The sequence below is a fragment of the Nonomuraea sp. NPDC050556 genome (assembly GCF_044457355.1).
Classification (GTDB): domain Bacteria; phylum Actinomycetota; class Actinomycetes; order Streptosporangiales; family Streptosporangiaceae; genus Nonomuraea.
The window spans coordinates 270,015-292,476 of record NZ_JBITGU010000007.1 but is presented as its reverse complement, the minus strand read 5'-3'; the positions used below and the strand labels follow the sequence as shown (position 1 = coordinate 292,476).

25 protein-coding genes are annotated in these 22,462 nt (G+C 70.5%); 15 read left to right on the top strand and 10 right to left on the bottom strand.

The features are described 5' to 3' along the window. Positions 1-5 precede the first annotated feature (5 nt). Genes ACIBG8_RS51655 through ACIBG8_RS51645 form a run of 3 tightly spaced genes read right to left on the bottom strand, consistent with a single transcriptional unit; the run spans position 6 to position 3,735 of the window. Entirely contained in the window at positions 6-644 is a 639-nt protein-coding gene (locus ACIBG8_RS51655) for an NAD(P)-dependent oxidoreductase (RefSeq protein WP_397350763.1), read from the bottom strand. A 32-nt stretch (positions 645-676) separates the two neighbouring features. Beyond that, a complete protein-coding gene (locus ACIBG8_RS51650) occupies positions 677-2,086 on the bottom strand; it encodes an ATP-binding protein (RefSeq protein WP_397350762.1) in 1,410 nt (469 codons plus the stop codon). Beyond that, on the bottom strand, positions 2,086-3,735 hold the full coding sequence (locus tag ACIBG8_RS51645; protein ID WP_397350761.1) for an FAD-dependent oxidoreductase: 1,650 nt from the start codon (positions 3,733-3,735) through the stop codon (positions 2,086-2,088). The genes ACIBG8_RS51650 and ACIBG8_RS51645 overlap by 1 nt, the downstream gene beginning before the upstream one ends. 168 nt (positions 3,736-3,903) lie before the next feature. Here ACIBG8_RS51645 and ACIBG8_RS51640 point away from each other — a divergent pair, with 168 nt between their 5' ends. Continuing rightward, a complete protein-coding gene (locus ACIBG8_RS51640) occupies positions 3,904-4,470 on the top strand; it encodes a TetR/AcrR family transcriptional regulator (RefSeq protein ID WP_397350760.1) in 567 nt (188 codons plus the stop codon). Here ACIBG8_RS51640 and ACIBG8_RS51635 read toward each other — a convergent pair. Continuing rightward, entirely contained in the window at positions 4,460-5,221 is a 762-nt protein-coding gene (locus ACIBG8_RS51635; protein WP_397350759.1) for an SDR family oxidoreductase, read from the bottom strand. The two genes, ACIBG8_RS51640 and ACIBG8_RS51635, sit on opposite strands and share 11 nt — an antisense overlap. Before the next feature lie 64 nt (positions 5,222-5,285). On the opposite strand from ACIBG8_RS51635, the gene ACIBG8_RS51630 reads away from it, so the two are divergent. Next, positions 5,286-5,951 carry a ThuA domain-containing protein gene (locus ACIBG8_RS51630; protein ID WP_397350758.1) on the top strand — a complete coding sequence of 222 codons (666 nt, stop codon included), beginning with the start codon at positions 5,286-5,288 and terminating at the stop codon, positions 5,949-5,951. Here the strand turns inward: ACIBG8_RS51630 and ACIBG8_RS51625 are convergent. Then, a complete protein-coding gene (locus tag ACIBG8_RS51625; RefSeq protein ID WP_397350757.1) occupies positions 5,948-6,319 on the bottom strand; it encodes an ester cyclase in 372 nt (123 codons plus the stop codon). The genes ACIBG8_RS51630 and ACIBG8_RS51625 overlap by 4 nt on opposite strands. Positions 6,320-6,393: 74 nt before the next feature. On the opposite strand from ACIBG8_RS51625, the gene ACIBG8_RS51620 reads away from it, so the two are divergent. Next, positions 6,394-6,987 carry a TetR/AcrR family transcriptional regulator gene (locus tag ACIBG8_RS51620; protein WP_397350756.1) on the top strand — a complete coding sequence of 198 codons (594 nt, stop codon included), beginning with the start codon at positions 6,394-6,396 and terminating at the stop codon, positions 6,985-6,987. 139 nt (positions 6,988-7,126) lie between these two features. Beyond that, a complete protein-coding gene (locus ACIBG8_RS51615) occupies positions 7,127-7,756 on the top strand; it encodes an ankyrin repeat domain-containing protein (protein WP_397350755.1) in 630 nt (209 codons plus the stop codon). Here ACIBG8_RS51615 and ACIBG8_RS51610 read toward each other — a convergent pair. After that, positions 7,743-8,366 carry a MerR family transcriptional regulator gene (locus ACIBG8_RS51610; protein ID WP_397350754.1) on the bottom strand — a complete coding sequence of 208 codons (624 nt, stop codon included), beginning with the start codon at positions 8,364-8,366 and terminating at the stop codon, positions 7,743-7,745. The two genes, ACIBG8_RS51615 and ACIBG8_RS51610, sit on opposite strands and share 14 nt — an antisense overlap. A 15-nt stretch (positions 8,367-8,381) precedes the next feature. Then, positions 8,382-9,224 (bottom strand): LysR family transcriptional regulator, encoded by an 843-nt coding sequence (locus ACIBG8_RS51605; protein ID WP_397350753.1) that lies wholly within the window; start codon positions 9,222-9,224, stop codon positions 8,382-8,384. 203 nt (positions 9,225-9,427) lie between these two features. On the opposite strand from ACIBG8_RS51605, the gene ACIBG8_RS51600 reads away from it, so the two are divergent. From ACIBG8_RS51600 to ACIBG8_RS51590, 3 genes are all read left to right on the top strand, one after another. Continuing rightward, positions 9,428-10,498 carry a thiolase C-terminal domain-containing protein gene (locus tag ACIBG8_RS51600; RefSeq protein WP_397350752.1) on the top strand — a complete coding sequence of 357 codons (1,071 nt, stop codon included), beginning with the start codon at positions 9,428-9,430 and terminating at the stop codon, positions 10,496-10,498. A gap of 61 nt (positions 10,499-10,559) precedes the next feature. After that, complete coding sequence (locus ACIBG8_RS51595; RefSeq protein ID WP_397350751.1) at positions 10,560-11,081, top strand: RNA polymerase sigma factor; 522 nt, start codon at positions 10,560-10,562, stop codon at positions 11,079-11,081. Continuing rightward, a complete protein-coding gene (locus tag ACIBG8_RS51590) occupies positions 11,078-11,881 on the top strand; it encodes a hypothetical protein (RefSeq protein WP_397350750.1) in 804 nt (267 codons plus the stop codon). Before ACIBG8_RS51595 ends, ACIBG8_RS51590 begins: the two co-directional genes overlap by 4 nt. Here ACIBG8_RS51590 and ACIBG8_RS51585 read toward each other — a convergent pair. Continuing rightward, positions 11,856-12,788 (bottom strand): N-acetylglucosamine kinase, encoded by a 933-nt coding sequence (locus tag ACIBG8_RS51585; protein ID WP_397350749.1) that lies wholly within the window; start codon positions 12,786-12,788, stop codon positions 11,856-11,858. The two genes, ACIBG8_RS51590 and ACIBG8_RS51585, sit on opposite strands and share 26 nt — an antisense overlap. Before the next feature lie 80 nt (positions 12,789-12,868). Between ACIBG8_RS51585 and ACIBG8_RS51580 the strand changes: the two genes are divergently transcribed. The 6 genes from ACIBG8_RS51580 (at position 12,869) to ACIBG8_RS51555 (ending at position 18,041) form a co-directional block, all read left to right on the top strand. Continuing rightward, positions 12,869-13,738 (top strand): MurR/RpiR family transcriptional regulator, encoded by an 870-nt coding sequence (locus ACIBG8_RS51580; protein ID WP_397350748.1) that lies wholly within the window; start codon positions 12,869-12,871, stop codon positions 13,736-13,738. Between the two features lie 4 nt (positions 13,739-13,742). Next, positions 13,743-14,474, top strand: coding sequence for a sugar isomerase domain-containing protein (locus ACIBG8_RS51575; RefSeq protein WP_397350747.1), 732 nt, complete (start codon positions 13,743-13,745; stop codon positions 14,472-14,474). Positions 14,475-14,483: 9 nt separating this feature from the next. Further along, positions 14,484-15,893: an N-acetylglucosamine/diacetylchitobiose ABC transporter substrate-binding protein gene (ngcE, locus tag ACIBG8_RS51570; RefSeq protein ID WP_397350745.1), complete on the top strand. Its 1,410-nt coding sequence runs from the start codon at positions 14,484-14,486 to the stop codon at positions 15,891-15,893. After that, positions 15,893-16,804, top strand: a complete 912-nt coding sequence (locus tag ACIBG8_RS51565) for a carbohydrate ABC transporter permease (RefSeq protein ID WP_397350744.1) — start codon at positions 15,893-15,895, stop codon at positions 16,802-16,804. The genes ngcE and ACIBG8_RS51565 overlap by 1 nt, the downstream gene beginning before the upstream one ends. Continuing rightward, positions 16,804-17,721, top strand: a complete 918-nt coding sequence (locus ACIBG8_RS51560) for a carbohydrate ABC transporter permease (RefSeq protein WP_397350743.1) — start codon at positions 16,804-16,806, stop codon at positions 17,719-17,721. Before ACIBG8_RS51565 ends, ACIBG8_RS51560 begins: the two co-directional genes overlap by 1 nt. A gap of 92 nt (positions 17,722-17,813) precedes the next feature. After that, entirely contained in the window at positions 17,814-18,041 is a 228-nt protein-coding gene (locus ACIBG8_RS51555; RefSeq protein ID WP_397350742.1) for a hypothetical protein, read from the top strand. Here ACIBG8_RS51555 and ACIBG8_RS51550 read toward each other — a convergent pair. Beyond that, complete coding sequence (locus ACIBG8_RS51550; RefSeq protein WP_397350741.1) at positions 18,031-18,984, bottom strand: LysR family transcriptional regulator; 954 nt, start codon at positions 18,982-18,984, stop codon at positions 18,031-18,033. The two genes, ACIBG8_RS51555 and ACIBG8_RS51550, sit on opposite strands and share 11 nt — an antisense overlap. A gap of 86 nt (positions 18,985-19,070) precedes the next feature. Here ACIBG8_RS51550 and ACIBG8_RS51545 point away from each other — a divergent pair, with 86 nt between their 5' ends. Beyond that, positions 19,071-19,196, top strand: coding sequence for a hypothetical protein (locus ACIBG8_RS51545; protein ID WP_397350740.1), 126 nt, complete (start codon positions 19,071-19,073; stop codon positions 19,194-19,196). Between the two features lie 33 nt (positions 19,197-19,229). Continuing rightward, complete coding sequence (locus tag ACIBG8_RS51540; RefSeq protein ID WP_397350871.1) at positions 19,230-20,384, top strand: MFS transporter; 1,155 nt, start codon at positions 19,230-19,232, stop codon at positions 20,382-20,384. Here ACIBG8_RS51540 and metE read toward each other — a convergent pair. Beyond that, positions 20,308-22,425, bottom strand: a complete 2,118-nt coding sequence (metE, locus tag ACIBG8_RS51535; RefSeq protein ID WP_397350739.1) for a 5-methyltetrahydropteroyltriglutamate--homocysteine S-methyltransferase — start codon at positions 22,423-22,425, stop codon at positions 20,308-20,310. The two genes, ACIBG8_RS51540 and metE, sit on opposite strands and share 77 nt — an antisense overlap. Positions 22,426-22,462 lie beyond the last annotated feature (37 nt).

Here is a 22,462-nt window from a genome sequence, read left to right as displayed (position 1 = left end):
CGGGGTCAGTAGGCGACGTCGACCGTCCTGCCGAACGTGCGGTGGTCGTCCAGGACCGTGAGGATCGCGTGGGCGAGGTCGGCCCGCGAGAGCTTCACCCCGCCGCGCACGCCGGTGTCCAGCGCCGTGCGGTACGACCCGCGTGCGGGCTTGTCGGTGAGCTGCGGCGGCCGGACGACCGTCCAGTCCAGGCCGGACGAGCGCAGGAGGCCCTCGAACACCAGCCGGTCCGCCTGCACCTGCTTGAAGAACGACCGGACCACCCGGCGCGTCTGCCGCTGGAAGAACGTGTCGTTGGGCTGGTCGACCAGGGCCGCGGTGACGGCGACGACCCGGCGGACCCCGGCGTCGCGCATGGCCGCGATGACGTTGCCGCCGCCCTCCGAGTAGAGCGTCGCAGGCCCGCCGCGCGACGGCCCTGCAAGGAAGACGACCGCGTCTGCCTCGGCGATCGGCTTGCCCAGGGAGGACGGGCGCAGGAGGTCGCCCTCGTGCACCACCAGGCGCGGGTCGCTGAGGAGGACGTCCGACGGCCGCCGCGCCACCGCGTTCACGTCGAGGTCCTGGGACAGCGCCTGGCGCACGACGTGCACCCCGGTGCCGCGCGTCGCGCCGAACACGGTCAGGTGTTGGTAAGTGCTCACTCACCCCATGATGGTGAGTGAGCACTTACTCGTCAAGCCGGGATCTCCCGCAGCGGCAGCCGTACCTCGAACCACGTGTCGCCGGGCACCGACCGCACCTTCAGCTCACCCCCGTGCCGACCTGCGATGATCCGGTAGGAGATGTCCAGTCCGAGCCCCGTGCCCTTGCCCACCGACTTGGTGGTGAAGAACGGCTCGAAGATGCGGTCCTTGATCGCGTCGGGCACCCCGGGGCCGGTGTCGCCGATCTCGATGATCGCCTCGTCCTCGTCGTGCGAGGTGCGGATGGTCAGCGTCCCCTGGTCGCCCATGGCGTCGATCGCGTTGTGGATGAGGTTCGTCCACACCTGGTTGAGCTCCCCGCCGTAGGCCGGGATCTGCGGCAGCGTCGGGTCGTAGTCGGTCACCACGGTGATGTCGGGCGGCAGCTTGCCCTTGAACATCATGCAGGTGCTGTCCAGCAGGTCCCGCACGTCCACGAACTGGAACGGCGCGCGGTCCATCTGCGAGTACTGCTTGGCCGAGGCCAGCAGCGTGGTGATGCGCTCCGTCGCCTCGGTCACCTCGCTCAGCATCTGCGAGATCTCGACCGCGTCCGCCAGCCAGCGCAGCGCGGCCCCGGTGTACTCCTCGCCGACCTTCGTGCGGACCTTCTCCAGCCCCTGCATGTCGAACCCGGCATTGACCAGCGCGGGGGCCAGGTCCCACGCGTCGTCGACGCCGATCTCCTCCAGCGCCTCGCCGAGCGCGTCCTCGGCGTCGGAGACCTCCATGGGCGAGCGCTTGGGCAGGGTGCCCACGGCCGCGGCGCACTTCTCCTGCATCTGGACCAGCGTGGTCAGCTTGTGCGGCGCTATCCCCGCCTCCGCCAGGGCGGCGAGCTGGTCGCGCGAGGCCCTGATCAGCGTGCGCAGCTCGCTGACCGCGCGTACGGCCGCCGCCGCCGGGTTGTTCAGCTCGTGGGTCAGCCCGGCGGTGATCGTGCCGAGCGCGGTGAGCCGCTGCCGCCTGTCGATGATCTCCCGCTGCGCCCTGCCGCCGAAGGTCATGCCTTCGAGCAGGTGCATCGCCATCGGGAACCACTCGGTGATGATGTGGGCGAACTTGGAGGCCGGCAGCTCGAACACGCGCGAGGGCGCCATGGCGACCAGCGAGTGGATGTAGGTCTGCGGCGCCCGCTCGCCCATGTAGGCCATCGTGGCCCCGCCGTACACGCCCGGCTGGCTGGTGCGCGGCAGCGAGACGATCCCCGTGCCGGTGTCGGTCTGCATCTGCACCTCGCCCTCGATGAGGACGACGAAGCAGGTCGCCTCCTCGCCCTGGCGCACGATGTAGTCACCCTGCTCATAGGACTCCACCGCCCCGCGCGAGAGCAGCATGTCGAGCTGATCGTCGGTCAGCTTCTCGAAGAGGAACAGCTTGCGCAGCTCATCGCGTTCCATTACGCCTTCTCCAGGTATCTGTGCACCAGCGCCACCGCCATCGCGCCTTCGCCGACGGCGGATGCGACCCTCTTGATCGAATCGGAGCGCACGTCACCGGCAGCGAACACTCCGGGGACGTTGGTCTCCAGGAAGTACGGCTGGCGCCGCAACGGCCAGTTGCGCGGCCTGCGGTCGGCGGCGACGAGGTCGGGCCCCGTCACCACGAACCCCCTGGCGTCGCGCTCGACCGTGTCGCCCAGCCAGGACGTGAACGGCTCAGCGCCGATGAACACGAACAGCCACGACGCCTCGACGGAACGCTCGCCCTCAGGACCCTTGATCGTCAGCTCTTCCAGATGGCCGTCGCCGGACGCGGCGGCCACGTTGGTCTCCAGGTGCACCTGAATGTTGGGAATCGCCTGGATCTGCTCGATCAGGTAGTGCGACATGGACCTCTCCAACCCGTCACCCCTGACCAACAAATGAACGGTCTTCGCAAATCCCGCCAGGTAGACGGCCGCCTGCCCGGCCGAGTTGGCCGCGCCCGCGATGTACACCTCGCTGTCCCTGCACGAGGGCGCCTCGGTCAGCGCAGCGCCGTAGTAGACGCCGCGCCCGGTGAACTCGTCGAGGCCGGGCACGTCGAGCCGCCGGTAGGTGACGCCGGTCGCCAGGATCACCGCGTGCGCCGCGATCTCGCCGCCGTCGGCGAACTTCACCACGCGCGCCTGCCCGCGCGGCTCCACCTCGGTGACCTTGCGCGCGGTCAGCAGCTCGGCGCCGAACTTCAGCGCCTGCCTGCGCGCCCGGTCGGCGAGCTGCTGGCCGGAGACGCCGTCGGGGAAGCCCAGGTAGTTCTCGATCCTGGAGCTCTGCCCCGCCTGGCCGCCCGAGGCGTGCGCCTCGACCAGCACGGTGTTGAGCCCCTCTGAAGCGCCGTAGACGGCAGCGCCGAGCCCGGCAGGGCCGCCGCCGATGACGATGAGGTCGTAGAAGTCGGTGGCCGGGGTCGTCGACAGCCCGACCGCAGCGGCCAGCGTGGACTGGTCAGGGGCCTGCAGCGAGACGCCTTCCGAGGTGACCACCAGCGGCAGGTGGCAGTCGTCGCCCACGGCGGCCACCAGCGAGGCGCCGTCCGGGTCGTCGGCGAGCATCCAGTGGTAGGGGACGTGGTTGCGCGACAGGAAGTCGCGCACCTTGTAGGAGGGCGCCGACCAGCGGTCGCCGACGACCTTCAGCTCGGCCTGCTCGATCCGGTCGGTCCGCTGCCACGCGTCGAGCTGGCCGTCGATGACCGGGTAGAACTTCTCCTCCGGCGGGTCCCACGGCTTGAGCAGGTAGTGGTCGAGGTCGACGACGTTGATGGCCTGGATGGCCGCGTCGGTGTCGGCGTAGGCGGTCAGCAGGACCCGCCTGGCGTAGGGGTACATGTCCATCGCGGCTTCGAGGAACTGCACGCCGTTCATCTGCGGCATGCGGTAGTCGGCGAGGATCGCCGCCACCTCGTCTCCACGCAGCCGCATCTCGCGTACGGCCTCGATGCCCTGGTCAGCGGCCTCGGCGCGGACGATCCTGTACTGCTGGCCGTACCTGCGCCTGAGGTCACGAGCGACCGCCCGGGAAACTCCCGGGTCGTCATCGACCGTCACGATGACTGGCTTGTCCATCCGGCAACCTTCCGCACGATTGTCTCCAAGAACACCCGACACATGCCGCATCCGCCTCACCTGCGGGAGAGGGGTCATTCTGTTAAGTGCTCTAAGGGAAGGATGTCATGGCTTCGGACGTCCCTATGCTGGGTGAGCACTCACTCACGACCGGGAGGGGATCGCCCGTTGGGCACGCGCGACCGCATCATCGACGCCGCGGAACAGACCATTCACGAGTACGGCATAGCCGGGGCGACCACCAAACGGATCGCCGTGCGCGCCCAGTGCTCTGAGGCGCTGATCTACAAGCACTTCGCCGGCAAGGAACAGCTGCTCATCGCGGTGCTGCTGGAGCGGGCCCCGGCGCTGGGGCCCGCCCTGAGGGAGTTGCGCGGCACGCTCGGGCAGGGCGATCTCGGCGCCAACCTGACCGCCTTCGCGCAGGCCGCGCTGGACTTCTACCGGTCGGCGATGCCGATCGCGGGAGGGCTGGCGGGCGACCCAGCCCTCGTGTCCGGATTTAAGCTGATGTTGAAGGAATCTGGGGCCGGGCCACACCTGCCGATCCGCCTGCTCGCCGACCACCTGCGCGCCGAGCAGCGCCTGGAGCGCCTCCCCGCGGACACCGACCCCGAGGCGATGGCCGACCTGCTCATGGGCGCGTGCTTCCACCGGGCCAACCTCATGCTGCTGGTCGACCTGACGCAGGACGGCTACGCGAAGGCGATCGTGGAGCAGCTGATCAGGCGATGACGTGGCTGTCGCCGCCGTCGACCAGCAGCGAGACCCCGGTGACGTAGGAGGCGCGCTCGCTGGCGAGGAAGGCGACCACGTCGCCGACCTCCTCGGGCCTGCCGATCCTGCCGACCGGCACCGCGCTGCCGCGCTCGGCCAGCGCGTCCTCGCCACCGGAGAGCTGGCGCAGCCGGTCGGTGTCGATCGCGCCGGGCAGCACGTTGGTCACCAGCACCCCGTCGCCCGCGACCTCACGCGCCAGCGTGCGTACCACCCCGGCGACGGCCGAGCGGGTCGCGTTGGACAGCGCCAGCCCGTCCAGCGACTCGCGCACCGACTTGCTGGTGATCGTGATGATGCGCCCCCACCCGCGCGAGCGCATCTCGGGCAGGACGGCATGCATGAGCCGTACGGTGCCCAGCAGGTTGCGCTGGACGGCCACGTCCCAGTCGGCCAGCCCGGTGTCCACGAACCGCCCGGCCGGCGGGCCGCCCGCGTTGGCGACCAGGATGTCGACCGGCCCCAGCACGTCGCGGGTCTCGGCGACCACCCGCACGGCCGCCTCCGGGTCCTCCACGTCGGCCAGCACCGCGTGCACCGTCGTGCCGAACTCCTGCAGCTCCACCACCGCGTCCGCCAGGCGCTCCGGGCTGCGCGCGCTGATGCACACGTCGCACCCCTCGCGCGCCAGGCTCTTGGCCGCGGCCAGCCCGATGCCCGCGCTGCCGCCGGTGACGAGCGCGACCTTTCCTTTGATACCGAGATCCATACGGGCGACTATACGGGTGACGGATTCCCTGGATTTTTCGCGAAGAGCCTGATGAGCTGGGGATGTGGCGAGAAACCTGATCCTTTCTGGCGGCCCTTTCCACGACTTCGACGCGACGTCCGCGGCCCTCGCCGAGGTGCTGGCCGACGTCGGCGTCGAGTCCGAGATCACCGAGGACATCGCAGGAGCGCTCGGCGAACCGTCGGAGTTCCAGCTCATCACCGTCAACGCGCTGCGCTGGCAGATGACCGCGGACCACCACGCCGACCAGCGCGCCCAGTGGCGCTTCTCGCTGCCGGCAGAAGCCCGCACCACCCTGCTCGACCACCTGTCCAGGGGCGGCGGGCTGCTGTGCATGCACTCCGCCTCGATCTGCTTCGACGACTGGCAGGGCTGGCCGCGCGTCCTCGGGGCGTGCTGGGAGTGGCCCAAGTCGCACCACCCGCCGCTGGGCTGGACCACGGTCCGCGTGCACGGCGGGCACCCGATCGTGGAGGGTCTGCGCGACTTCGACGTGGTGGACGAGGTCTACAGCGACCTGGACGTGCTGCCGGACGTGGAGCCGCTGGCGTCCTCGCTGGGCCAGCCGCTGATCTGGGCCCGTCCCGTACGGCACGGCCGGGTCGTCTACGACGCGCTCGGCCACGACACCCGCTCCTACGACAACGAGATCCACCGCACGGTGCTGCAGCGCGCCGCGCAGTGGCTGCTCAAGCGCCCCCTTCCCTAGAACATCGAGTTGGCGTTCCGCGCCTCGTCGGGGACGGGCTGCATGACGTCCCAATGCTCGACGATCTTGCCGTCCTCCAGGCGGAAGATGTCGACGATCGCCGTCCCCTTCTGCCCTGGCACCCGCACGCCGTGCACGTGCGCGATCACGTAGTCGCCGTCCTCGAACACCCGCTTCACGTTGGCGCGCAGCTCGGGAAACGTCTCGCGCAGGTAGCCGACGAACTCCTCGAACCCGGACCGCCCGTCGGCGATCAGCGGGTTGTGCTGCGTGTAGGTCTCGCCGACGAGCTTCGAGGCGGCCGCGAAGTCCTTCTGGTTGAGGCCGAGCTCGTAGAAGTCGAGAACGGTCTGCTTGTTCGTGTTCATGTGCTGTGCCCTCTTAAGTGAACGCCTGTAGTGCTACGACTGTAGCCCAACAAGTGTTCGCCTACAATGGGGCCATGGCGGAGACCCGGAGACGCAACCCGCGGGGGCAGGGCGAGCTGCTGCGCGCGCAGATCGTGGACGCGGCGATCGCGCTGCTCGACGAGCTGGCCGACGACCAGGCCCTGTCGCTGAGAGCCGTCGCGCGGGAGGTCGGCATCGCCGCCACCTCCGTCTACATCCACTTCGCCGACCGCGACGCGCTCGTGCTTGCGTCGCTGGAGCAGGTACACCGCGACCTCATGGCCGCCGTGGACCTGGCCGAGGAGGAGGGCGAGGGGCCGGTGGCGAAGCTGCGGGCGCGCACGCTGCTGCTCGGCGACTGGGCCTACCGGCACCCCGGCCTGTACAAGGTGATGCACGAGAGCACGCTCAACCGGCGCGCCGCGATGGCGTTCAAGCAGGAGCTGGCCGAGCGCACCACGGCCGCCGTGCGGCGCTGCATGGACGAGGGGGCGGCGCCCCCGGACGACGCCGACGCGGTCTCGCTCGACCTGCGCGCGGCCGTGCACGGGGCGGTGTCGATGCGGGTGAACCAGCCGGACCTGCCGTGGCCGCCGCTGGAGCAGCAGATCGACCGGCTCCTGGTCAAGCTCGTGGGCGTCGCCTGAGCACGTATGTTCAAGCGTTCCCATCCCCGCGCCGACGATGATCGGACGTGCGGGGTGCGGCCCTCCGGTGTCTCCGGGGCGGCGCCCCGCGGATTTAATCGGTGGAGGCCGCCGCGCAGGGCCGTACACACTGGGGGACATGACGCTCTATCACGCTGCTGTCCAGGGAGAGACGGACGTCGTGCGGGCGTTGCTCCTCGCCGGGGCCGACCCGGACGAGGAGAGTACGGCCGACACCGAGGGGCTGCCGCTGTGCGCCGCGGCGGCGTGGGGACACACAGGGGCGGTCCTCGCGCTGCTCGACGCCGGCGCGGACCCGGACCGGCGCGAGGACGTGGACAGGAGCGCGATGGCCGCCCTGCACTGGGCGGTCTCCGGCGAGCACCTGGACGTCCTCGAGCTGCTGCTCGCCCGCGGGGCCGACCCGGACGTGCTGGACGGGGTCGGCCGCACGCCGCTCTCGCACGCGGCGGAGAAGGGCGCGGCGGCGGTGGTCAGGGCGCTGCTGGCACACGGGGCAGACCGGGGCATCGCGGACGGCCAGGGGAAGACGCCCCTCGACCACGCCCTGCGTTATGCGGGGACCGACGTCGAGGCTGAGGTGCTGGCCAGGGCGAAGGAACACGCCCCTGAGGGCGCGCGGTTCACGGTGGTCAGGGACGACGCGGGGATCACCGTCGAGACGCGCGACGCGTCGGGGGCGCTCCGCTCGGAACGCCGCCTCGGCACCGGTCACGGCGAGATCGCCGCGCTGCTCAACTCCCGCTGAGGCGGCGGGCGGACTCCGACTCCTGGGCCAGGCGGCGCAGGGTGTCGAACGCCTTGCCGTACAACACCGTGCCCAGGACCAGGGCCTCGACGGCCGCGTCCCTGGGGCCGCCGAACGGGATCGTGTCCATCTCGATCTCGGTCACCAGCTTGTCCGCCGCCTCCGCGTAGGGGCGCAGGTCGGTGGTCAGGCCGAGCTGCCGGATCCGCACCAGCGTCTGGGCCAGCTCGTCCCTGGTCGGCGCCGCCTCGTCCACGGTCCATCCCATCTCGGACAGCAGCGCGTCGACCTGGGCGAGCGCCTCGTCCCACGCGGGGCCGGGCTCCGGCTCGACGGGCGAGCTCAGCGCGTAGTGCGCGGTGCCGAGCATGAAGTGCATCGGCAGGCTCTCGTCGTCCACCGCCTCGATGACCTGCTTGATCGAGGCCACCGGCAGCCTGCCCACCTCCAGCAGCGCCCTGATCAGCCGCAGCCGGCGCACGTGCGAGTCGTCGTAGTCGGCCCTGGTCGCGGCCAGTTGCTCGCCCTGGTGCAGCAGCCCTTCCCGCAGGTAGTACTTGATCGTCGGGATGGCCACGCCGGAAACGGCGCTCAGCTCGGACATGCGCATCGATGGATACTATCGCTATCCATTGCGGGCGAGCTGACGGGCGGCGGAAACGAGGTCGTGGACCTCGGGCTGCCTGTTCCACAGGAAGACCACGTCGATCGGCGGGAGCTCTTCGGCGATCTCCAGGAAGGTCAGGCTCTCCGGCACCGGGCATTCCTTGCGCACCGACAGCGTGTACCCGGCCCCGGCCTCCACCTGGGCGATCGCGAGGTCGTGCGTGGCTGCGGCGGGCGCGAGCCTGGGCTGCAGCCCGTGCCTGCCGAAGGCGGCCAGGAAGCGGCGCGCCCCGGCGACCGCGTCGGACTCGGGCAGCACGAGCGGCTCCTTGGCCAGCGCCGTCAGGCTGACCGGGCCGCTCAGGTGGTGGTCGCGGGGGACCAGGGCGTGCACGCGGGAGCGCTGCACGATCGTCCTGGCGACCCCTCTGGGCAGCGAGCCGGGCGAGTATCCGAGCCCCGCCTGCAGCGTGCCCTCGGCTATGGAGACGAGCTGCTCGGCCGTACCCATGGGGGCGACGCGGAGGCGCGTGTTGTGCGCGGCCGTGAGGAGGGCGGCGAGCAGGTCGCCCAGGCCGTCGGCGACGCCCAGGCGCAGCAGCGCGCCGGTGTCGCGGGCGGCGGAGACCGCGTGCTCGAAGGCGTTGACCGCGATCGTGGCCTGCGCGAGGAACGCCTCGCCCGCCTCGGTCAGCCGTACGCCGGCGGAGGAGCGGGAGAACAGCTCGACGCCGATCTCCTTCTCCAGCGCCCTGAGCTGCTCGGACAGGGTGGGCTGGGCGATGTGCAGCACCGCTGAGGCGCGGCGCAGGCTTCCGGCGCGTGCGATCGCGATCGCGTAGCGAACCTGGCGCAGATCCATCGCTCACCTCGCGGCGATAGGGACGGGCTATCGGATGATTGCACCTTCGGCAACAAAAGTGGATATCCCACGGGAAAAGCCTTGCGTTGCGCGAACCAAACAAGCGCTTGCCTCACAACGGCCCCGACGATACCGTGCAGGAGAACGTCGCCCGCCGGGACGGATCGCGCCCCGCCCCGGCGGGTGGCCAGGTCTGGAGCATCATGCAGCCATTCGCAGGGAAGGCAGCCGTCGCCGGGATCGGCATGACCGCGCTGACCCGCGAGTCCGGCCGCACCGAGCTCGACCTGGCCGCCGAGGCCTGCAGGTCCGCCTGCGCCGAGGCCGGGATCGCGCCGCGCGAGGTCGACGCGGTGCTGAGCTACCACCTGGGCGACTCGGTGCCCGTCGTCCAGGTGGCCAGAGAGCTGGGGATCGAACGGCTCGGCTGGCACAACGACATCGCGGGCGGCGGGACCCAGGCCGCGTCCATCCTGGGCGACGCCGCGATGCTGATATCCAGCGGCCTGGCGCGAAATATCTTGATTTATCGGGCGATGAACGGGCGCTCCGGGAAGCGGATGAACGCCGTCTCCACCGGTCCCCAGGAGCGGTTCACCTACGGAATCCAGGGCCCGATCCCGATGTTCGCCCTCGCCGCCACCCGCTACCTGCACGACACCGGGCTGGGCGCCGAGCACCTGCACGCGGTCGTGGCCCAGTCGCGGGAGAACGCCAAGGACAACCCGCGCGCGCTGCGCCGCGATCCGCTCTCCCTGGACGACTACCTGGCCAGGCCGTACGTCTGCACACCCCTGCGCACGGTCGACTGCTGCCAGGAGACGGACGGTGCGTGCGCCCTGCTGGTCAGCGGCGTGCTGGACGGCCCGCGCGTCCAGGCGGTCGTGCGCGGCGGCGGGCCGGGCTGCTCGGCGATGGACCGCGCGCCGGACGTGACCGCGATCTTCTCCGCGTACGTGGCGCCGATGTTGTGGGAGGCGTCGGGCATGCGGCCGTCCGACGTGTCGTCGCCGCTGCTCTACGACGCCTACACGTGGCTGGTGCCGCGCCAGCTGGAGGACTTCGGGCTGGTGGAGCGCGCCGACCTGGGGGAGTACCTGCTGGAGCGGCGGCACGCGCCGGTCAACCCGCACGGCGGGCTGCTGTCCGAGGGATACGTGCACGGGCTCAACAACGTCGCCCAGGCGGTGCGCGGCCTGCGGTCGGATGGCGGGGTCGCGCTGGTCACGGGGTTCGGCGGCTCGTACGGTAGTGCCGCCCTGCTGACCGCCTGAAATGATGCCGGATTTCCTGACATGGACGGGTATCAGATGACCCTGTCCACGAAGGAGCCCGATGGAGGACCGGAAACGCCGGTTCGAGGCCGTCTACGCCGCGACCTACGACCAGATCCTCGGCTACGCCGTACGCCGCTGCGACTCTCCAGAGGACGCCGCCGACGTGGTGGCCGAGACGTTCACCGTCGCCTGGCGGCGTATGGACCGGCTGCCCCACGGCGACGAGGCCCGCCTCTGGCTGTACGGCGTGGCCAGGAACGTCCTGGCCAACCACAGACGAGGGCGTAGGACCAGAACCCTGGAGCTCGACCGCGACATAGCCGACCTCTACTCCCGCACCCCAGAGCACACGGCCGAGCTCAGCGCCATCGCCGGCGCGTTCGCCGACCTGCGTGACGACGACCGCGAGCTGCTCGCGCTCGTCGCCTGGGAGGGCCTGGACCACGAGCAGATCGCCGCCGTCCTCGGCGTATCGCGCAACGCCGTCCGCATCCGCCTGCACCGTGCGCGCAAGCGCCTGTCGAAGGCGCTCACCACCGCAGGGATCACCGCCCACCACATCGCCTTGGAGTCGTTGTGAACGCCGTTGACAAGCAGGTGAGCCGCCTCGCCAGGACCCAGGACCCGCGGCTCGCCGATGGCGCGGGCGCCAGAGCCCTCCTGGACGTGATCACGAGCGAGCCGGTCGAGCGCAGGAGCCCGCTGCGGCGCAGGCTGGTCGTCGGCCTGGTGGCCGCTGCCGCCGCGGTCGCGGCCCTGCTCCTCGCCCCAGGCCTGCTGAGGGACGGCACCTCCTACGCCAACGCCGCCGTCGAGGTCCACCGCGAGGGCGACAACTGGGTGGCCAGGATCAAGGACCCGTTCGCCGACCACGCCCTGTACGCGGATGCCTTCCAGGCGGTGGGCGTGGACCTGACCCTGGAGCTCGTCCCCGTCTCGCCCACGGCCGTCGGGCGCGTCGTGACGATGGGCGGGGGCGACGAGGGTCACTCCCTGGGCAGCGGGACGGAGCCTGACGGCAGGCTGCGGCTGGAGGTCTCGGTCGGCATCAAGGGCAAGGTGTTCATGCGGGTGGGCCGCCCCGCCAGGCCGGACGAGCGCTACTACAGCGCCACCGACGCCACCATCGCGGGCGAGTCGCTGGCCGGGTTGAAGCTGGAGGGCCGCAGCGTCGCCGAGGTGCTGCCGGAGATCACCGCGCGCGGCGTGAAGGCCGTCTACTACCGCATGATGATCTCCAAGGACGGCGGCTACTCCCTGGAGCCCGTCGCGAGCCCGGGACAGGACTGGACGGTCTGGGGCGCGGAGTCCGACCAGGTCGACCGCGTCCGCCTGCTGCTCACCAGGGAGAAGCTCACGAAGAGCCCGCTGCGCGAGTGAACGTGGCGTGCGACCCCGTCCCGGCACCCAGGGACAGGGCCGCCAGCCACGCCGCCGCACCCGCCCCGTCCTGGGCGGTGGCGAACGGTCCGATCAGATCCCGTACGGCCCGCCGTACGGGACCCTCGTTCGTCAGGACGCTCCCGGCGACCACCACGGGACCGCCCTGGTGCACCCGCCCCAGCGTGTCCGCCAGGAGCCGGGCGGCCCTGGCGACGATCGCGAGCGCCATCGGGTCGTCCTTCTCGGCCGCCTCGCTGACCAGGACGGACAGCTTGGCCAGCCGCATGTGGTCGGCCTGCGCCAGCCGGACGACGCGGTCGACCTGCGCCCGCGCGTCGTCGGGGCGGTAGGAGCCGAGGAAGTGCGTGACGACGAGCTCCACGAGCAGGCCGTGGTCCTCGCCGCGGTCGAGGGTGTGCACGACGGCCTTGGCGGCCGCCCGGCCGATCCAGAAGCCCGACCCCTCGTCGCCCAGCAGCCAGCCCAGCCCGTCGGCGATGCGCCGCTGCTCGCGCCCCTCGATCCTGGCCGCGTCGGCGCCGGTGCCGGAGAGCAGGACCGTGCCGTCCGGCTCCGCCGTACCCGCGACGAAGGCGATGGGGAGGTCGCCGGTGATGTCGATCTGCCCGGGAATGCCGTGCGCCGTCCAGAGATCGGCGAACATCGGCGCCAGCGCGTCGGCCTTTCCGGCCACCCCCGCCACGGAGGCGGCGATGGTGCCGGGATCGACTCCGGCGAGCGCGTCGCGCAGCGCCTGTGCGACCGCCGCTGAGGCCTTCTCGAGGCCGTGAGCTGAGGGATTGCCGCCCCCGGCCTTGCCGTACCCGACCCTGGTCCCGTCGAGGGCGTGGATGGCGACACGCGTGGACGTGGCGCCGGCGTCGATCCCGAGGACGTTTTGCACGGAACACATCCTGGGTCTTGACGTGGCCGAGAAGCAAGAATAATTTTCGCCGCAAGGTCCGATATTCGGAAGGAATATTCGTGACGTCTGGAGCTCTAGGCCGCGTGGAGACCGAGCTGCCCGGTCTGCCCGAAGCGCTGCGGCGGGTGGGCGAGGTGATCCTCGGCGACCCGGCCGAGGCGGCGCGCAGCACGATCATCGCCCTCGCCGAGCGCGCGGGCAGCTCGCCTGCCACCGTCACCCGCTTCTGCCGCGCCTTCGGCTTCTCCGGCTACGCCGAGCTCAGGGTCGCCCTCGCCACCGAGACCGGCAGGGCGGCGCAGGCCGGCTGGGGCGCGGGCGTCGGCCACGAGATCGGCCCGGACGACCCGCTCGACTCGGCCATCGAGGTCATGGCCGCCGCAGACACCCGGCTCATCCAGGACACCGCCGCGCAACTCGACCTCGGCGTCGTGGCGAAGGTCGCCGACGCGATCGTCGCGGCGCGCAGGGTCCTCCTCGTCGGCGTCTCCACCAGCGCCAACGTCGCCACCATGCTCGAAGGCCGGTTACGCAGGATCGGCATGCCGTGCTGGAGCACCGGCGACGCGCACGAGGCGCTGTCGGAGGCAGCGCTGCTCGGCGAGGGCGACGTAGCCATCGGCATCTCCCATCGCGGCAGGACGCGCGAGGTGATGGAAGCCCTGGTGGAGGCCGGTTCGCACGGCGCCACCACGGTCGCGGTCACCTCCTTCGCCCGCTCGCCGCTGGCCGAGCTGGCCGGGCTGGTGCTCACCACGGCCAGCAGGGAGACCACGTTCAGGCTCGGCGGCCTCGCCGCCGTGCACTCGCAGCTGTTCGTGCTCGACGCCGTCTACGTGGCCGTCGCGCAACGCACCTACGAACGCGCCAACCAGGCCTTCGAGCTGACCATCAGCGCCGTGGAAGGCCACCGAGTCGAGAGGAACTGACACGTTGTTCGCGGAGCGCGCTCTGGAGCTGGCCCGCCAGGTGGTCCACACGCAGGCGGACGCGGTGGGCAGGGCGGCCACCCTGCTCGTCACGACGCTGCGCGACGGCGGGGTGGTCAACGCCTTCGGATCCGGCCACTCCGAGGCCATCGCCATGGAGATCGCCCACCGCGCCGGCGGGCTCGTCGCGACCAACCGCCTCTCGCTCAGAGACCTCGTCAGGTACGGCGGAGCCCCGGCGGACATCCTCACCCCCGAGCTCGAACGCGACCCGGCCATCGCCCAGCGGATCTACGACCTGGCCCCGGTCGACCCCAGGGACCTGTTCGTCATCATCTCCAGCTCGGGCGTCAACGGCTCGGTAGTCGAGCTGGCCACCCTCGTCAAGGACAAGGGCCACCCCCTCATCGCCCTGACCTCGGTCAGGCACAGCAACCAGATGGCGTCACGGCACCCCTCGGGGCGCAAGCTGCTCGACCTCGCCGACGTCGTGCTGGACAACGGCGCGCCGTACGGCGACGCCATCCTCGAACTGCCCGGCGGCGGCACCTACGGCGCGGTCTCGACCATCACCTCGGCCCTGCTGGCCCAGCTGATGGTCACCCAGGCCGTCGAGATGCTCGTGGAGCTGGGCGAGACGCCGCCCGTCTACCTGTCGGCCAACGTCACCGGCGGCGACGAGCACAACCAGGCCATGGAAGCCCGCTACGCGGGACGACTCAGGCGCGGAGCATAGGAGAGACATATGCCGAACACCCCCCAGATCACCAGGCGCGAGCTGCTGCGGAGCGCCGCACTCATACCCGTCGCGGGGGCGCTCGCCGCCTGCGCCACCCCGGCCGGGCAGACGCCCGCCTCCTCGGCGCCCGCCGCCGTGGCCACCAGCGCGGCCAACCCCTTTGGCGTCGGCGACAAGCCGCTGGAGGTGTGGATCTTCGACGGCGGCTTCGGCCAGGAGTACGCCACCACGATCCACCAGCCGCTGTTCAAGTCGAAGTACCCCAAGGTGGAGATCAAGCACAACGCCACCAAGGAGATCACCAAGGTCCTGCAGCCGCGTTTCGCCGGCGGCAACCCGCCTGACGTGATCGACAACTCCGGCGCCAACGCCATGGACTTCGGCGCCCTCGCCCAGGACGGCCAGCTCCAGGACCTCACCCCGCTGCTCGACGCGGAGTCGTGGGACCAGCCGGGCGTCAAGGTCAGGGACACCCTCGACCCCGCCGTGATCGACTTCGGCACCTACGACGGCAAGTTCAGCGTCGTCGGCTACGCCAACTACATCTTCGGCATCTGGTACTCCAAGAAGGTCTTCACCGAGAACGGCTGGCAACCGCCCAAGACCTGGGACGAGTTCCTCAAGCTCTGCGAGGCCATCAAGAAGTCGGGCAAGATGGCGCCCTTCACCTACGCGGGCAAGTTCCCGCAGTACCTCTACGAGCCGCTGCTGACCATGGCCGCCAAGATCGGCGGCACCGAGGTGCTGGTCAACATCGACAACCTCGAGGACGGCGCCTGGAAGGCCGAGCCGCTCAAGCAGGCCGCCACCGCCTGGGCGGAGATCGGCGCGAAGTACCTGCTGGAGGGCACGGCCGGCCTCGACCACGTCCAGACGCAGACGGCGCAGAACAAGTACAAGGTCGCCATGCTGCCCAGCGGCTCGTGGCTGGAGAACGAGCAGAAGTCGACCACGCCCGAGGGCTTCGACTACGCGATGTTCCCGATCCCCGACTTCGGCTCCTCAGACAAGCTGCCGTACGGCACGCTGCACACCCAGCCGGGGGAGAACTTCATCGTTCCCTCCAAGTCGGCCAACCCGCAGGGCGGCATGGAGTACCTTCGCGCGATGTTGTCGAAGAAGGCGGCGGGTGACTTCTCCGAGCTGGTGCGTACCGTGTCGGTGGTCAAGGGCGCCGGTGACGGCCGCCCGCTGTCGTCCGGAGCCAAGAGCGCGACCGAGGCGCTGGCCGCGGCGGGGACGAACACCGTCTACTACCGCTGGCAGTCGTGGTACGCCCAGCTCAAGGACGAGGCGATCGCGGCCACCGGGCAGCTGATGACCGGCGGCGTCACCCCCGACCAGTACCTGGAGCGCCTGCAGAAGAAGGCCGACGACATCAAGAGCGACTCCTCCATCAAGAAGTTCAAGCGCTGATGTTCAACCGTTTCCGCCGCGGGCTGTTCATCGCCTCGTTTCTGGCAGCCCCGGTGGCGCTCTACCTGATCTACGTGATCTCGCCGTACGCGCAGGCGTTCTACATCTCCATGACCGACTGGCGCGGCGTGACGGCCAACCCGCGCTTCATCGGGCTGGAGAACTACCGGCGGCTGCTCGGCGACGAGGTGTTCTGGAAGGCGGCGCTGCACAACGGGCTGCTGCTGGTCCTGCTGCCGCTGATCACGATCGTCATCGCGCTGTTCTTCGCCTTCCTGCTCAACGTGGGCGGCGGGCAGCGCGGCGTGGCGGGCATCTGGGGCTCGAAGTTCTACCGGGTGGTGTTCTTCTTCCCGCAGGTGCTGGCCATCGCGGTCATCGCGGTCCTGTTCCAGCAGGTGTTCAGGCCGGACGGCAGCGGCATGCTGAACGGCCCGATCATGGCGATGGGCGGCAAGGCCGTCGGCTTCCTGTCCGACCCGTCCGTCGCGCCCTGGTCGGTGCTCGGCGTGCTGGTCTGGCAGGCGGTCGGCTTCTACGTGGTGCTCTTCTCCGCCGGGCTCGCCTCGATCCCCACCGACATGTTCGAGGCGGCGCAGATCGACGGGGCCGGGCGGGTGGCGCTGTTCTTCCGGGTGACGCTGCCGCTGCTGTGGGACACCGTCCAGGTCGCCTGGGTCTACCTGGGCATCCTGGCGCTGGACGTCTTCGCCATCGTGTGGGTGATGACCGACCAGCACGGCGGCCCCGACTACTCCACGACGGTCATGGCGGCGGAGATCTACCGCACCGCCTTCCAGGGCTTCCGCTTCGGCTACGCCTCGGCCCTGGGCGTCGTGATGTTCTTCTTCACCGTCGGCTTCGCGATCCTGGCCCTGCGCCTGTCGCGGCGTGACCGGATCGAGTACTGATGACCACCCTGAACTCATGGACGGCGGCGACCTCCAGAAGGATCGCGCGCAGGGAGCGCAAGCGGCAACTGGGCCCCTTGTCCCTGCTCACCCACCTGGCGCTGCTGATCTGGACCCTGCTCGTCGTCGTGCCGATCCTGTGGACGTTCCTGGCCTCGGTCAAGAGCGAGGACGAGATCTTCGGCGACGCCTGGTCGCTGCCGGAGACGCTGCGCTGGGACAACTTCGTCAGGGCCTGGGACCAGGCGCACATCGGGCAGTACATGCTCAACAGCGTCATCGTCGTGTCGTTCAGCACGTTCGGCACGATGTTGCTGGGCTCCATGGCCGCCTACGTGCTGGCCCGCTACCCCTTCAGGGGCAACAGGCTGGTCTACCTGTTCTTCGTCTCCGGCCTGGCCATCCCGGTGTACCTGGCGCTGTCGCCGCTCTTCTTCGTGGTGCAGAACATGGGCAACGTGCCGGTGGTGGGGCCGTTCATCGGGATGAACACGCACGCGGGCCTGGTGCTGGTGTACATCGCCTACTCCATGCCGTTCACCGTGTTCTTCCTGGCCGCCTTCTTCCGCACGCTGCCCGCCGCGGTCGCCGAGGCGGCCTTCATCGACGGCGCCTCGCACACGCGGGTGTTCTTCCAGGTCATGCTGCCGATGGCCAGGCCGGGCATCGTCAGCATCACGATCTTCAACGTGCTGGGGCAGTGGAACCAGTACCAGCTCCCGCTGGTGCTGCTCCAGGACCGCGACAAGTGGGTGCTCACCCAGGGCATCGCCGACATCTCCACGGCCGCGGGTTACGACCAGGACTGGTCGGCGCTGTTCGCGGCGCTCGCGCTGGCGATCCTGCCGATGCTGATCGTCTACGTCGTTTTCCAGCGCCAGATCCAGGCTGGTCTCACCACTGGCGCGCTGAAGTAAACATGCGACTCACCTGCGGACATTGCTCCTTACCGAGTCTTGACCTGCCATCGACTAGGCGGATTCCTTCAGGTGAGCGCATACTGGTAACAATGAAACCCGCCCGAGCCGCGACCCGGCGTCCCCTGCCCACCAGTCCCTTCAAGGCTCCGCCCGCTCCGCCGCCCGTCGAAGTTTTCGCCGTGCAGGACCGGGTGAGTCACGACAAGTATGGTCTTGGTCTTGTCGTGGCCGTCGAGGAAGACGTAGCAGTGCTCGTCGACTTCGGCATGGAGCAGCGGCGCATCACGTCGCCGTACCCGAAGCTCTTCAAACTCTGAGCAGTAGCTCGTCCGGTTCAGGCAGCCAGGAACCGGCGGGCCGCCGCATCCATCTTTCCGTCCTGCCCACCTCGGCCAGCGCAGTCATCAGTACGGCAAGGCCAGGGTGGCTCAACCCCTTGACGTGGACCACGCTGACCACGGTCAGCGGCACCGGGTCCACCAGAGGAAGCAACACCGCTCCTGGGATCGATGGGCCCCCCAGGCTCGACAGCACGGGCTCGCCGTGCCTGCCGAGGTAATGGCCCATCTCGTCTTCACCCACCGGCGGCGCATGCGGCGCCGCCAGGTCGAGGCCGAACTCCGCCGCCAGCGCGCGCCCCAGATCGGTCCACTCCGTGGTGGCCGGATTGCCCGCCATGACGTCCAGTGGATGGTCGGCCAGCGTGCGCATCGGCACCTCGCCCAGCGCCGCCAGCGGATGGCGCTCGGGCACCCAGACCGCGAGCGGCGCCAGCCGTACGGGCTGGTGGGCCAGGCGGTTGCGGAGCGCGGCCGCCAGCCCGGCGAAGCGGCCGAACGACACGTCGAGCCGCCCCGCCAGCATGGCCTCTCCACCTGCCGCGAGGCCGCCGTGGAACCTGGCCAGGAACTCCAGCTGCGGAGCCAGCTCCCTGGCCCTGGTCAGCGCGGGCGGCAGCGCCCTTCCCGGGCTGTTGAGGTCGATCAGCAGCGGCCGGACGACCCCCGCGACCTCGGCGACCAGGTCGTCGTGGGCTCCCAGCGCCCTGCGGGCCAGCGGCAGCAGCCTGGCGCCCGCCTCGGTGAGCTCCACGTGCCTGGTGGATCTGGTGAACAGGGCCACGCCGAGCTGCTTCTCCAGGGTGCGGACGTCGCGGCTGAGTGCCTGCTGGGCGACGAAGAGCCGGGCGGCGGCGCGGCCGAAGTGCAGGTCCTCTGCCACGGCGACGAAGACCCTGAGCAGGCGGGGGTGGAGGTCCACGGGCGACGACTTTAACAACAGGAACGCGTTAATCGCGATTTTCCGGTGTTGGACGCGGTAAATCCCCAGGCGGGAGGGTTGTCGGTATGCGCCGCTTCCGTTTCTCGCTGCCGCCGGTCCACGTCTTCCGCCTGTTCGGGCTGCCCGCGCGGCCCGGTGGGTGCTTCTGCCTGCTGGATATTCCCCATGACAGGCGGGCGCACCCGAGATAGCCTCGCCGTATGACCTGGCGACATTGATCTTCACTGTATGCCTATACGTTCTTCGAGGACTTCGTCCTCTTCTACCCGGTCTACGCGCTGCTGTTCGCCTCGACCGGGTTGTCACCTGGGGAGATCTCGTCCCTGCTGGTGATCTGGTCGGTGGCCGGCTTCGCGCTGGAGGTGCCGACCGGGCTGCTCGCCGATGTGTTCTCGCGGCGGTTGCTGCTGGTCCTCTCGCCGCTGGTGGTGGGGCTGGGGTACGGGTTGTGGACGTTCTTCCCGTCGTATCCCGCCTTCGCAGCCGGGTTCGTGTTGTGGGGTGCGGGAACGGCGATGCGTTCCGGCACGCTGCAGGCCCAGGTGTACGAGTCGCTGCCCGACAAGACCGTCTACGCGCGCCTCATGGGCCGCTCCCAGGTGGCCGGCATGCTCGCCATGATGGCCGGTGGAGCAGTCGCCGGTCCCGTCCTCGCCGCCGGTGGCTTCCTGGCCGTCGGTGTCGCCAGCGTGGCGGCAACCGTGGTGACCGCCCTCATCGGCACCACCTTCCCCGACGCCCAGAAGCAGGACCCGGAGGAGGAAGAGGAGTCGTTCCTCGGGGTCCTGCGGGTGGGGCTGGGAGAGGTGCGGCGGGTCAGGGCGGTGCGGTTCGCGCTCCTGGCGGCCGTGGTGATCGGCGGGTTCACCGCGATCGACGAATACCTTCCCCTGCTCGCCCAGGGAACAGGGGTGGGCGACGCCGCGGTGCCGCTGCTGTTGCTCGTGATCTCCCTGGGGCAGGCCGTCGGCGGGTGGCTGGCCGGGCGGGGCGCGAAGGCGGTGGGGCCGCTCCTCGTCGTGGCTGGGGTTCTGCTGGCCGGAGGTGCCGCGACCGGCAGCCCGTTCGGGTTCCTGCCGATCGCGGTCGCCTTCGGGATCTTCCAGTGGGGCGGCGTCGCGGCGGACGCCCGGCTCCAGGACCGCATCGAGGACCGCTCCCGCGCCACCGTCACCTCCCTCGCCGGGCTGGGCACCGAGGTGGTGGCGCTCGCCGTCTACGCCTTCTACGGCGTGGGCTCCACGTGGCTGGCCATGGGGGTGCTGTTCGCCCTGTCCGGCCTGCCGTACCTGGTGATCGGTCTCACCCTCGCAGCCTCCGGGCTGCGTCGACGACGTTGGCGAGCGCCGCCTCCACCTGCGGATACGTCCGGGTCTTGAGCCCGCAGTCCGGGTTCACCCACACCCGGTCGGCGGGCAGCGCGCGCAACGCGGCCTCCAGCGACCGGGTGACCTCCTCCACCGACGGCACCCGCGGCGAGTGGATGTCGTACACGCCGGGCCCGAGGCCCCGGGCGAACCCGGACACCACGTCCAGCACCCGCGCCCCCGACCGCGCCGACTCGATCGTGGTCACGTCGGCGTCGAGCCCGTCGACGGCGGCGAGGATCTGGTCGGCGTCCGAGTAACACAGGTGCGTGTGGATCTGGGTATGGTCACCCGCCACGGAGGTCGCCCGCCGGTAGGCGGCCACCGCCCACGCCAGGTACTCCGGCTGCCCGGCCGCGCGCAGCGGCAGCAGCTCGCGCAGCGCGGGCTCGTCGACCTGGATGATCGAGATCCCGGCCGCCTCCAGGTCGCGCACCTCCTCGCGCACCGCCTCGGCCACCTGGAACACCACGTCCCGCTGCGGCAGGTCGGCCCGGTCGAACGACCACGCCACGATCGTCACCGGACCGGTCAGCATGCCCTTGACCGGCCGGTCCGTGAGCGACTGCGCGTAGGTGGCCCAGCGCACGGTGATGGGGGAGCGGCGGCGCACGTCGCCGTGGATGATCGGCGGCCTGGTGCAGCGCGAGCCGTACGACTGGACCCAGCCGTTGGCGGTGACGGCGAACCCGTCGAGGTGCTCGGCGAAATACTGGACCATGTCGTTGCGCTCCGGCTCGCCGTGCACGAGGACGTCCAAGCCGAGCCGCTCCTGGAGCCTGATGACACGTTCGACCTCGGCTTCGACGCGGGCCTCGTAGTCCTCCTCCGAGAGCTCGCCCTTGGTGAGCGCCGCTCTGGCGGCGCGCAGCTCGCCGGTCTGCGGGAACGAGCCGATCGTGGTGGTCGGGAGGAGGGGCAGGTTCAGGTGCTCCTTCTGCGCGGCCGCGCGCACGCTGTAGGCGCTCCTCGGGACGTCGTCGGGGAGGCGGACTGCGGGCGCGGGAGCGGCGGCGGGAGCCGTACCCTCCGATCCGGCCGCGAGGGCGACGACCTCGGCCACCTTCTCCTCGGCGAAGGCCAGCCGCTCCAGCAGCGCCGGGTCCAGGTCGGGCTCGGCGTCCGTGGTGTAGGGGACGTGCAGCAGCGAGCAGGACGTGGAGACGACCACGTGCGCCGCGTGCTCGCGGGCGGCGGCCAGCGCTGCCCCGGCGACTGCTGGGTCGGTGCGCCACACGTCCCGGCCGGACACCACCCCGGCGACCACGGTCTTGCCCGCCAGGTGCTTCAGCCCGTCGAGCGAGCCGCGCACCAGGTCGACGCCGATCGCCTCGACCGGCGTCGCCGCCAGCACCGGCAGCGCCTCGCCGAGATCGCCGAACGAGGACGACACGAACAGGCCGGGCCGCGCGCCGCCGAGCCGTTCGTACGTGCGGCGCACCGCGTCTTCGGGTATGCGGTCGCAGACCAGCGCGGGCTCGTCGAGCTGCACCCACTCGGTGTCCAGCAGCGACAGCAGCTCCTCGTAGCAGCCGAGCACCTCGTCCAGCCGGTGCAGCGGCGACCCCTCCGACAGCAGGAGGAACGTCACCGGCCCGAGGATCACCGGCCGCGTCTCGAAACCGAGCGCCCTCGCCTCGGCCACCTCACCCAGCGGCTTGGCCGGATCCAGCGCGAAGCTGCCGAGCTCCGGCACGATGTAGTGGTAGTTCGTGTCGAACCACTTGGTCATCCGCAGCGGGGCCAGCCCCTTCGTGCCGCGCGCCATCGCGAAATAGGGGTCCTCGGCCGCGCGGTAGCGCTCAGGGACGGCGCCCAGCATGACGGCGGTGTCGAGCACCTGGTCGTAGAGGGAGAAGGTGTTGGACGGCAGCGCCGCGAGGCCGAGCCCGTCCAGCCTGCGCCAGGTGTCCGCGCGCAGGCCGGCGCCGACCCGCTCCAGCTCCTCGCGGGTGCCCGTGCCGTCCCAGTACGCCTCCAGGGCGCGCTTGAGCTCCCTGCGCGGGCCGATCCTGGGGTAGCCGAGCACGGTGGAAGCGGGGAAATCAGTCATGGGGGGATCGTGCCGGGCGGGGCGTCCAGGTGGCACG

Excerpts from the sequence above, each read along its gene's own strand:
- ACIBG8_RS51650 (WP_397350762.1), bottom strand. The coding sequence starts at position 2,086 with ATGGAACGCGATGAGCTGCGCAAGCTGTTCCTCTTCGAGAAGCTGACC.
- ngcE (WP_397350745.1), top strand. The coding sequence starts at position 14,484 with ATGCCGAACACCCCCCAGATCACCAGGCGCGAGCTGCTGCGGAGCGCC.
- ACIBG8_RS51565 (WP_397350744.1), top strand. The coding sequence starts at position 15,893 with ATGTTCAACCGTTTCCGCCGCGGGCTGTTCATCGCCTCGTTTCTGGCA.
- ACIBG8_RS51595 (WP_397350751.1), top strand. The coding sequence starts at position 10,560 with ATGGAGGACCGGAAACGCCGGTTCGAGGCCGTCTACGCCGCGACCTAC.
- ACIBG8_RS51635 (WP_397350759.1), bottom strand. The coding sequence starts at position 5,221 with ATGGATCTCGGTATCAAAGGAAAGGTCGCGCTCGTCACCGGCGGCAGC.
- ACIBG8_RS51605 (WP_397350753.1), bottom strand. The coding sequence starts at position 9,224 with ATGGATCTGCGCCAGGTTCGCTACGCGATCGCGATCGCACGCGCCGGA.
- ACIBG8_RS51620 (WP_397350756.1), top strand. The coding sequence starts at position 6,394 with ATGGCGGAGACCCGGAGACGCAACCCGCGGGGGCAGGGCGAGCTGCTG.
- ACIBG8_RS51610 (WP_397350754.1), bottom strand. The coding sequence starts at position 8,366 with ATGCGCATGTCCGAGCTGAGCGCCGTTTCCGGCGTGGCCATCCCGACG.
- ACIBG8_RS51555 (WP_397350742.1), top strand. The coding sequence starts at position 17,814 with ATGAAACCCGCCCGAGCCGCGACCCGGCGTCCCCTGCCCACCAGTCCC.
- ACIBG8_RS51645 (WP_397350761.1), bottom strand. The coding sequence starts at position 3,735 with ATGGACAAGCCAGTCATCGTGACGGTCGATGACGACCCGGGAGTTTCC.
- metE (WP_397350739.1), bottom strand. The coding sequence starts at position 22,425 with ATGACTGATTTCCCCGCTTCCACCGTGCTCGGCTACCCCAGGATCGGC.
- ACIBG8_RS51560 (WP_397350743.1), top strand. The coding sequence starts at position 16,804 with ATGACCACCCTGAACTCATGGACGGCGGCGACCTCCAGAAGGATCGCG.
- ACIBG8_RS51615 (WP_397350755.1), top strand. The coding sequence starts at position 7,127 with ATGACGCTCTATCACGCTGCTGTCCAGGGAGAGACGGACGTCGTGCGG.
- ACIBG8_RS51625 (WP_397350757.1), bottom strand. The coding sequence starts at position 6,319 with ATGAACACGAACAAGCAGACCGTTCTCGACTTCTACGAGCTCGGCCTC.
- ACIBG8_RS51600 (WP_397350752.1), top strand. The coding sequence starts at position 9,428 with ATGCAGCCATTCGCAGGGAAGGCAGCCGTCGCCGGGATCGGCATGACC.
- ACIBG8_RS51545 (WP_397350740.1), top strand. The coding sequence starts at position 19,071 with ATGCGCCGCTTCCGTTTCTCGCTGCCGCCGGTCCACGTCTTCCGCCTG.